The organism is Halopseudomonas salina, from assembly GCF_008641105.1.
This window is the reverse complement of record NZ_VTTI01000003.1, coordinates 413,082-422,588: the sequence shown is the minus strand read 5'-3', so window position 1 is coordinate 422,588 and position 9,507 is coordinate 413,082. Positions and strand designations below refer to the sequence as shown.

At 56.2% G+C, this 9,507-nt stretch carries 9 protein-coding genes; 8 read left to right on the top strand and 1 reads right to left on the bottom strand.

What is annotated here, in order from left to right:
• Window positions 1-159: 159 nt before the first annotated feature.
• Window positions 160-1,167, bottom strand: coding sequence for a cytochrome c oxidase subunit II (coxB, locus tag FZF01_RS07280; protein WP_188434292.1), 1,008 nt, complete (start codon window positions 1,165-1,167; stop codon window positions 160-162).
• A 412-nt stretch (window positions 1,168-1,579) separates the two neighbouring features.
• Between coxB and FZF01_RS07275 the strand changes: the two genes are divergently transcribed.
• The 8 genes from FZF01_RS07275 to FZF01_RS19555 all read left to right on the top strand — a co-directional run.
• On the top strand, window positions 1,580-2,608 hold the full coding sequence (locus FZF01_RS07275; RefSeq protein ID WP_150277475.1) for an amino acid ABC transporter substrate-binding protein: 1,029 nt from the start codon (window positions 1,580-1,582) through the stop codon (window positions 2,606-2,608).
• A 91-nt stretch (window positions 2,609-2,699) separates the two neighbouring features.
• Complete coding sequence (locus FZF01_RS07270; RefSeq protein ID WP_150277474.1) at window positions 2,700-3,884, top strand: amino acid ABC transporter permease; 1,185 nt, start codon at window positions 2,700-2,702, stop codon at window positions 3,882-3,884.
• A 9-nt stretch (window positions 3,885-3,893) separates the two neighbouring features.
• Window positions 3,894-4,988, top strand: coding sequence for an amino acid ABC transporter permease (locus tag FZF01_RS07265; protein ID WP_150277473.1), 1,095 nt, complete (start codon window positions 3,894-3,896; stop codon window positions 4,986-4,988).
• 10 nt (window positions 4,989-4,998) lie between these two features.
• Window positions 4,999-5,763, top strand: a complete 765-nt coding sequence (locus FZF01_RS07260) for an amino acid ABC transporter ATP-binding protein (protein WP_150277472.1) — start codon at window positions 4,999-5,001, stop codon at window positions 5,761-5,763.
• A 224-nt stretch (window positions 5,764-5,987) separates the two neighbouring features.
• A complete protein-coding gene (locus tag FZF01_RS07255) occupies window positions 5,988-7,046 on the top strand; it encodes a GGDEF domain-containing protein (RefSeq protein WP_150277471.1) in 1,059 nt (352 codons plus the stop codon).
• Window positions 7,047-7,143: 97 nt separating this feature from the next.
• Window positions 7,144-7,731, top strand: a complete 588-nt coding sequence (locus tag FZF01_RS07250) for a YqaA family protein (RefSeq protein WP_150277470.1) — start codon at window positions 7,144-7,146, stop codon at window positions 7,729-7,731.
• Between the two features lie 90 nt (window positions 7,732-7,821).
• Window positions 7,822-8,976 (top strand): efflux RND transporter periplasmic adaptor subunit, encoded by a 1,155-nt coding sequence (locus tag FZF01_RS07245; protein ID WP_150277469.1) that lies wholly within the window; start codon window positions 7,822-7,824, stop codon window positions 8,974-8,976.
• Window positions 8,973-9,507 (top strand): efflux RND transporter permease subunit (locus FZF01_RS19555; protein ID WP_223825431.1); only part of this gene is annotated, 535 nt, incomplete at its 3' end. The genes FZF01_RS07245 and FZF01_RS19555, both read left to right, overlap by 4 nt.

Here is a 9,507-nt window from a genome sequence, read left to right as displayed (position 1 = left end):
GGCTGTCCGTGAAAATACGCGCCGATCAACGCCTCCTAAGCGGTAGGTCCCCGGTTCGAATCCGGGCTCGCGCACCAATCTTGGTATTTCTCCCCCGGATCCGACACTTTTACGCGCCTGCTGCTTGAGCCCGAGCGTGATACGGGTGAATCGAACCATTTATTCCAATCCGCTCAGATACGTCGCCAGTGCCTGGAGCTTCTCCTCTCCGAGAGCTGCAAAGGGGGGCATCTTCGTGCCCGGTTTGAGCTCCCTTGTATGTCCGATCCAGCGGCTGAAGCTCTCCGGGTCCATGGACAACGTATCCGCAGCCAGACCCAGGCGACTCCCTACATGGGTGAGATCGGGGCCGGTCCGACCCTTGGCATTGGTGCCGCGAATGGTGTGGCAATCTACGCAGGTGTTGGTCATGAATACTTGCTGGCCGCTCAGGGCGGCTTCACTGGTAGGCGTTTTTGCCGGTCGGGCCTGCCTGGATAACCACTCCTCGAATGCCTGCTGCTCCATTACCTTTACCTTGAAGCGCATAAAGGAATGGGACGTGCCGCAATATTCGGCGCAGACACCCTGAAAAGTGCCGGTACGGGTGGGTTCCAGGAGCAGTTGGTTGGTGCGGCCGGGGATCATGTCCACCTTGCCGCCCAGCGCAGGGATCCAGAAAGAATGGATAACATTGGTGCTGGTCAGTTTGAACAAAACCGACTTGCCGACCGGCAGGCGAATTTCGTTGGCCAGCTCTATAACCTCGCCAGCAGCCGTTGCATACGAGATGCGCCACCACCACTGCTCACCCGAAACACTGATGTTCATCTCGGCCTGCTCGTGCCGGCGAGTGTCTGGCATCAGCGAGAGCCCATAGATCAACAACGCAGACAGTACGACCGCGGGAAACAGGATCCCTCCTCCAACGATCATCCATTGGCTCCTGTTGGAGTCGTGTTTCGCCGGATTGGCCCTGATGACGAAGAGCGCAAGGGCTACTACGGAAATCCAGATGAGCATGCCGCCACCAAGCATCCACCAGAACAGCGTGGCAATGCGTTCAGCCTGCAGTCCTGCGGGTGCCAATATGGACTGGCTACCCTCACAGGCACTCAGTGTGATCGCGAGGAGCGCGATAGTTGTGCGGCAAATACAGGTCAACACATATTGCCAGGTCCAATCCATGATCCGGTCCATTCGACGATTCAATTATTTACGACATCACCATAAACAAAAAGTTAGCCAGGGGGTGTGTGGGATCAATAGCGCGCTTCGTGCAGCTTTGGTGCGCATCGCAGGAGAAATATGCCTGTTTTGGTGCGCCTATTTGTGTCAATTGGACCATCGATTCATCTAAATGTCGCATTCAGGACCATATTGACGAGAAAAACACCCGGGTATGCACTTAACTGTACTGGTACAGGCCTTGCAACGGCTTGAGGGACTGTGGACTGGCAGCTTGCCAGCTGTCTCGCGCTGGGCGTGAGATATTCTCCTTTCCCGCATGACGGCTGTACCGTCATTGCGTCTCAAGCCGGTACGGGGCCGACAGGGAGAGTGAGACTCCATAATAATTATTCCAATCTGGAGATTTTCAATGAAGACGGTGAAAACTACCCTAGCAGTATTAGCGACCGCTGCCGCACTGGGTGCAAGCAGCTTTGTACAGGCAGGCGCTACGCTTGATGCGGTCAAGAAAAAGGGCTTTGTACAATGTGGCATCAGTGATGGCCTTCCGGGTTTTTCCTATGCGGACGAGAAGGGTAACTACCTCGGACTGGATGTGGACGTGTGTCGCGCCATGGCGGCGGCGTTGTTTGGTGACGCCAGCAAGGTCCGCTACAGCCCGCTGACGGCCAAGGAACGCTTCACCGCATTGCAGTCGGGCGAAGTTGACGTGCTGTCGCGTAACACTACCTGGACAAGCTCGCGGGATGCCAGCCTCGGACTCAACTTCGCCGGCGTCAATTACTACGACGGTCAGGGTTTTCTGGTTAACAAGAAGCTCGGTGTTACCAGTGCCAAGCAGCTTGATGGTGCTACCGTCTGCATCCAGGCTGGTACAACGACCGAGCTCAATGCGGCGGATTATTTCCGCGCCAACGGCATGAGTTTTACTCCTATCACCTACGATACTTCTGATGAAAGCGCCAAGTCTCTCGAGTCAGGCCGTTGCGATGTGCTGACCTCAGATCAGTCACAGCTTTACGCACAGCGTATCAAGCTTGGTTCTCCCGGCGACTACGTGGTGCTGCCAGAGGTTATCTCCAAGGAGCCGCTGGGCCCGGTGGTGCGTCATGGTGACGACGAGTGGTTCGACATCGTCAAGTGGTCTCTTTTTGCCATGCTCAACGCGGAAGAGATGGGCGTCACTTCGGCCAACGTCGATGAGATGCTGAAAACGCCGAAAAATCCGGATGTTGCACGCTTGCTCGGTGTTGAAGGTGAGTACGGTAAGGAACTCAATCTGCCGAAAGACTGGGCGGTGCAGATCGTCAAGCAGGTCGGCAACTATGGAGAAAGCTTCAGCCGCAACGTCGGTGCTGGGAGCGAACTGGAAATTGAGCGCGGCCTCAATGCCCTGTGGACCAACGGAGGCCTTCAGTACGCACCACCGGTGCGCTGATACTTCGCGAGATCAGCTTCGCGACTGATCTTATGGTTCCGCTGATGTGAGTCCCGTCCGCCTGGTGGGCGGGGCTTGCGAGAGGGTTTTCATGCAAACTGCTGCGAAAGCGCCGCGTCCGAAAGGTTCACTCTGGACTGATCCAAAGGCACGAGCCTGGGTTTTTCAGCTTGTTGCCATTCTTGTTGTAGTGGCCCTTGGCTGGTTTCTGTACAGCAACACCATGATCAATCTGGAAAAGCGGGGTATCACCACCGGCTTCGCTTTTCTCAATAACACTGCCGGTTTCGGGATCGCGCAACATCTTATCGAGTACACCGAGACGGATAGTTACGGCCGGGTATTTCTCATCGGTCTGCTCAATACCTTGCTGGTTTCGGTTATCGGGATTGTGATGGCCACGTTGCTCGGCTTTACGCTGGGTATTGCCCGTCTCGCTCCGAACTGGCTCGTCAGCAGGCTGGCCACCGTTTACATAGAGATATTCCGTAATATCCCGCCATTGCTGCAGATCCTTTTCTGGTACTTCGCCGTTATGCTCTCACTTCCCGGGCCGCGGCAGAGCCTGGGTGTGTTCGACAATTTCTACCTGAACAGCCGGGGTCTCTATGTTCCCGCGCCGAGCGTCTCTGACACTTTCGGGTTGTTCCTTGGCGCGTTGGCAGTCTCGATTGTGGCAATCATCGTGCTCGGGCGGTGGGCCAAGCTGCGGCGTGAAGCTACGGGGCAGATATTTCCTGTTGCCCTGTCGGCTATCGGTATTCTGCTGCTGGTTCCCGGCATCGCGGTGATCGTCGCTGGCAGTCCGCTGGACTGGACTACGCCAAAACTGACTGGATTCAACTTTACAGATGGTTGGGTACTGATACCGGAGCTGATCGCCCTTACGCTGGCTCTGACGATGTACACAGCGGCTTTTATTGCTGAAATCGTCAGGGCAGGTATTCAGTCGGTCAGTCACGGCCAGACCGAAGCAGCCAGCTCTCTTGGCCTGCCGCCGGGCAGGACCTTGCATTTGGTGGTCATTCCCCAGGCGTTACGCGTGATCATTCCACCGCTGACCAGTCAGTATCTCAATTTGGCGAAGAACTCCTCGTTGGCCGCGGCGATTGGTTATCCGGAGATGGTGTCGCTGTTTGCTGGCACCGTGCTCAACCAGACCGGGCAGGCAATAGAGGTTATCGCTATCACCATGAGTGTTTATCTGGCCATCAGTATCAGCATTTCGATGTTGATGAACTGGTATAACAAGCGCATTGCGCTGATCGAGCGGTAAGGGCAGCCCATGCAGACTCATCATTTCAAACCCGACCTTCCGCCGCCGCGTCAGAGTATCGGGCCAGCGGCATGGTTGCGTGCCAATCTTTTCTCCAGCTGGTTCAACGGCCTGCTCACGGTAGTCGCGCTCTATCTGATCTGGCTAATCGTGCCGCCACTGGTGCAATGGGCATTTCTCGATGCCGACTGGCTGGGTGAGACCCGCGCTGATTGCACGAGTGACGGTGCGTGCTGGGTGTTTATCAAACAGCGTTTTGGCCAGTTCATGTATGGATTTTATCCGACAGAGCTGCGCTGGCGGGTCGACCTGACAGTGGTTCTGGCCATTCTGGGCGCCGCGCCGCTGTTCATTTCGGCTATGCCGCGCAAGGCGCTCTACGGGATCGTTTTTCTGTTGGTGTATCCGTTGGTGGCCTATTGGCTTCTTCACGGAGGGATGGGGTTGGAAGTGGTTCGCACCAGCCAGTGGGGCGGCCTGATGCTGACTCTGGTCATTGCTGCGGTGGGTATTGCCGGTGCCTTGCCATTGGGCATAGCCCTTGCTCTCGGGCGCCGTTCCGACATGCCGGCCATCCGGGTTATCTGCGTCACCTTCATCGAGTTCTGGCGAGGCGTGCCTCTGATTACGGTGTTGTTCATGTCGTCGGTCATGCTGCCGCTTTTTCTGCCGGAGGGTATGAGCTTTGACAAGTTGATCAGGGCGTTGATAGGCGTGATTCTGTTTCAGTCCGCTTACATCGCAGAGGTGGTGCGCGGCGGGTTGCAGGCAATCCCCAAGGGGCAGTATGAAGCCGCTGAAGCCATGGGGCTTGGATACTGGCGGGTCATGGGACTGGTGATCCTGCCCCAAGCGCTGAAAATGGTGATTCCGGGCATCGTCAACACCTTTATTTCGCTTTTCAAGGATACCAGTCTGGTGATCATCATTGGATTGTTCGACCTGCTCAACAGCATAAAGCAGGCGACCACTGATCCCGCCTGGTTGGGTATGGCCACCGAGGGATATGTATTCGCTGCCCTGGTTTTCTGGATCTTCTGTTTCGGTATGTCCCGCTACTCCATGCACCTGGAGCGCAAGCTGGATACGAGCCACAAGCATTAGGAGTATGGATATGAGCGAAGCTAAGGTTGAGTCGGTCATCGCTGACCGCATGATAGAAATGGTTGACGTTAACAAGTGGTATGGCAATTTCCATGTGCTCAAGGACATCAATCTGAATGTACGGCAAGGCGAGCGGATCGTTATCTGCGGGCCTTCCGGTTCGGGCAAATCCACGACCATTCGCTGCATCAATCGTCTGGAGGAGCATCAGCAAGGTCGGATCCTGGTCGACGGAACTGAGCTGACCCAAGACCTTAAGCATATAGAGGCAGTAAGGCGTGAGGTCGGCATGGTGTTCCAGCACTTCAATCTTTTCCCCCATCTGACAGTTTTACAAAATTGCACGCTTTCTCCCATGTGGGTAAGGCGCATGCCCAAGCGCAAAGCCCACGAGCTGGCCATGCATTATCTTGAGCGGGTCAAGATTCCAGAGCAGGCTCACAAGTTTCCGGGGCAGTTGTCCGGGGGGCAGCAACAGCGCGTTGCCATTGCCAGAGCCTTGTGCATGCAGCCAAAAATCATGTTGTTCGACGAGCCGACCTCATCACTGGACCCGGAAATGGTCAAGGAAGTGCTGGACACGATGATTGGTCTGGCGGAAGACGGTATGACCATGCTCTGCGTGACCCACGAGATGGGCTTCGCGCGTACTGTTGCGGACCGGGTGATCTTTATGGATCGCGGGGAAATTGTCGAAGAGGCTGAACCCAATACGTTCTTTACCAATCCGGTGAACGAAAGAACCAAGCTTTTCCTCAGTCAGATTCTGCATTGAACCTGGCACTGACAGGGTCGTCACGCATGTGGAGGTCATGGATCCTGGCGACAAGGCTTTGTTAGCTTTTATTACTTTTTGCCATGTCGCCAGATCGATGATGTCAATTTGCTCTCCAGTACCGGAACCAGTCGGCTGGCTTTGAGTTATACTTTTGACATTGTCACCGCTTACTATCCCGACCAATCCATGCGGCAGACCCCAAGGAAGGAGTGAGTTTGTCGATGGACAAGGTAACCGCGCCGGGCCGACACGAAAGTGGCAAACCGCAGTTCTGGCAACTGGCCAGGCGCTGCTGTCAGCTTGCTGCCTCGGTCGACGTTGCTTTTTTCTTTCTGTTCCATCTTCTCGGATCGCCAATTCTGGCTTGGATCAACGTGGTCAGCGTGGGGCTCTATCTGCTCGCCTACTGGCTGCTGGGTAAACGCCTGAATCAGCCAGCAATCATCCTTATCTGGATCGAAGTAATCGTTCATGCCTTCCTGGGCACCTTGCTGGTTGGTTGGGATAGTGGCTTCCATTATTTTCTGTTGATGTTCATTCCCGCCCTATTTGCGGGTATGCGGCGGCGAAACGCCTGGCTTGCGGTGGGAGGGCTCTGGGCATTTTATGTAGGGCTTTATGCGTTGATGTGGTTTGTTGATCCGTTACAGCCGATAGCCTCTGGCGGACTGCTCGGAGTGTTTCTTTTCAACCTGACCGTTGTTTTCTGTATGTTCAGCTACCTTACTCTGTTCTACATCTCGACGGTTTCGGGAACGCAGCGTGCGCTGCGGCGTATGGCTACGATCGATTCGTTGACCGGTTTGTTCAATCGCAGACATTTGTCGGATCTTGCTGACAAGGAAATCGCGCGCCATGCGCGTAATCCAGAGGAGCTGAGCTTCCTGTTGCTGGATATCGATCATTTCAAAGAGTTCAATGATGAGCATGGCCATGACACGGGTGATCGTATCCTTGAGCGCGTGAGCACGGTGTTGGCTCAGACCTTGAGGGAGCAGGATTATATCGGGCGCTGGGGTGGCGAGGAGTTTCTGGTGGTGCTTCCCGGTACCGGGCTGGAGCAGGCTATCCAGACCGCCGAGCGCATACGTTGCGCAGTTGAAACCTGTTCATGGGTTTTCGCGGATCTGGAAGTCTTTGTGACCGTCAGTGTGGGCGTCAGTCAATATTGCGCGGGTGAAAATTTGAGTTCGGCTGTTGCGCGGGCTGATCAGGCGCTATACGAAAGCAAGCGCAGGGGGCGTAACAGGGTCGAAGTCAGCGCAACCGAGTTGAACTGACTGGAATTATCTGGCCTGACAACGGTCTTCCTAGTCTAGCAAGCCGTCGTGCCCTTCATTAGGTGGCCATCCAGCCAAAAGGAGCTGTCAGGTAGCAATGTTTCAATCCCGTCTTCTTTCTGCGCGCACCTGGCTGAATAGGCTGGACCGATCGCCTTATGCCCTACCTCTTCTCTTCATCCTGTCGATGGCGGAAACGCTGATCGTCCCCATTCCCATTGAAACCATTCTGATTCCCTGGATGCTGAGTCAGCCCCGGCGCCGCTGGACCATAGCTAGCGTGGCGCTCGCCGGTAATATCACAGCAGCTGCGGTTGGTTACTGGCTGGGTGTGCTTGCGTGGGGTCAGTGGGGTGATACCTTGCTTGAATGGGCCGGCAATCCACAGGCTTTCGAGACCTTCGCCACACAAGTTCGACAGAATGGCTTCACAGCGATATTGGCCGTGGGCATTACGCCTACACCTTTGCAGATCGCAATGCTGGCTGCAGGGGTGGTGGGCTATCCGTTTCTCCTGTTTTTACTCGCTGTTACATTGTCGCGGGCGGTACGTTATTTCGGCCTGGCGCTGCTCGTGCATTTCGCTGGAGACGCGGCATTAGGGCTCTGGAAGCAATATTCAAAGCAGATCGGAGTGCTGTTGCTGTTGGTTGCAGCAGTCTGGCTTTGGTTTGCTTTCCGTTGACCGTGGAACCGCTGTCGTCCCAGGCTGTCGAGAAAAGGACAAGTTCGGTTGCATGAGGCAGCCGCTGTCTAAGCCGAAAAGGACCCATAGATGGCCTACCCACAGCGTAGCCTCGCTATCGTCGCAGCACTCCTGCTGGTCGGTTGTGAAGAACAACAGCAGCAGGATTCGCGCCCTACACCCACTGTCGAGGTCATGACCCCGCAGGCGCAAGCAGTACCCAACACCATCGAGTTGCCAGGCCGAGTTCAGGCCATACGTATTGCTGAGGTGCGCGCGCGCGTCAATGGCATCATCGAGGAACGGCTGTACGAGGAGGGCACAGCTGTCGAGGCTGGCGACCAGCTGTTCCAGATCGATCCACGGGAAAGCCGGGCCAACCTGAATGCTGCTCAAGCGCGTCTCGAGCGCGCTCGCGCTACTGCCATGAATGCAGCTCAGGATGTGGAGCGTTACCGGGGCCTGGTGGAGAAGCAGGCGATCAGCCAGCAGGAGTTCGATGCCGCGCAGGCGCAATTGCGCATGGCGCGGGCTGACGTCAAGCTCGCCGAAGCGCAGGTACAGACTGCTGAACTGGACCTGGATTACACCCGGGTAGAAGCCCCCATTGACGGTATTGCCGGCCGGGCCGAGGTAACCGTGGGCGCTCTGGTGCGCGCTGCTGACGGCACCTTGCTGACGCGGGTAGAGCAACTGGATCCGGTGTATGTCAATTTTTCGCAATCCAGCTCCGACCTGCTTGGATTGCGCGCGCAGATCGCCTCCGGTGAGGTCTCGGTTACCGAGAATGAGAAGATCGCGGTCGAGCTGGTTCTGGAAAATGGTGAAGCCTATCCCCACTCCGGTTATGTCGACTTCCGGGCGATGTCGATCGACCGCTCTACCGGTACGGTGCAAGCCCGGGCGCAGGTCCCCAATCCCGATCATCTGCTATTGCCTGGCATGTTCGTAGAGGCACGGGTGACTGCGGGCCAACGCACGGACGCCCTGGTCATTCCGCAGCGGGCGGTGATCATGCAGGATCAGGGTCCCAGCGTGATGGTGGTGGGAGAGGACGGTAAAGCAGCTTCACGTGACATCAAAACCGGCAGCATGCGCGAGGGCAATTGGATTGTGCTTGAGGGGCTGGAGCCGGGCGAGCAGGTCATAGTCAGCGGCTGGCAGGACCTGCGCGGGGGTACCGAAGTGGAGACTGTGCGAGCGGATGAATCCCAAGAGGATAATGGCGACGGGGATGCACCGTGAATTCTACATTCTTCATTCGGCGTCCTGTTTTCGCCTGGGTGCTAGCGCTGGGTTTGCTTCTTGGCGGTCTGATTGCATTGCGCGGTTTGCCGGTCGAGCAATATCCCACCATTGCGCCGCCCTCCTTGAACATCAGCGTCACCTACCCGGGTGCGGATGCTTCGGTTCTGGAAGCCAATGTCACCCAGGTGATTGAAGAGGAGCTCAACGGGGTCGAAGGCTATCTGTACATGGATTCGACCAGTCGATCCAACGGTACCGCCTCGATCGAACTGGTGTTGCAACCGGGCACCGATATCGATATTGCTCAGATGGAGGTGCAGAACCTGCTGAGCCGGGTTGAGCAACGGCTACCGGAAGAAGTTCGGCGCCAGGGCATCAGAGTCTTTCAGGCGTCCTCCAATTTTCTTCTGATCATTTCAGTGTTGTCTGAAAGCGGTGAGATGAGCAGTCTCGAGCTGGGCCATTACGCCACCACCAATATTGTCAATGAACTGCGACGCGTCTCTGGCGTAGGCGATATCCGCGAGT

Coding starts and splice junctions, on each gene's coding strand:
- coxB (WP_188434292.1), bottom strand. CDS start 1,167: ATGGATTGGACCTGGCAATATGTGTTGACCTGTATTTGCCGCACAACT.
- FZF01_RS07275 (WP_150277475.1), top strand. CDS start 1,580: ATGAAGACGGTGAAAACTACCCTAGCAGTATTAGCGACCGCTGCCGCA.
- FZF01_RS07270 (WP_150277474.1), top strand. CDS start 2,700: ATGCAAACTGCTGCGAAAGCGCCGCGTCCGAAAGGTTCACTCTGGACT.
- FZF01_RS07265 (WP_150277473.1), top strand. CDS start 3,894: ATGCAGACTCATCATTTCAAACCCGACCTTCCGCCGCCGCGTCAGAGT.
- FZF01_RS07260 (WP_150277472.1), top strand. CDS start 4,999: ATGAGCGAAGCTAAGGTTGAGTCGGTCATCGCTGACCGCATGATAGAA.
- FZF01_RS07255 (WP_150277471.1), top strand. CDS start 5,988: ATGGACAAGGTAACCGCGCCGGGCCGACACGAAAGTGGCAAACCGCAG.
- FZF01_RS07250 (WP_150277470.1), top strand. CDS start 7,144: ATGTTTCAATCCCGTCTTCTTTCTGCGCGCACCTGGCTGAATAGGCTG.
- FZF01_RS07245 (WP_150277469.1), top strand. CDS start 7,822: ATGGCCTACCCACAGCGTAGCCTCGCTATCGTCGCAGCACTCCTGCTG.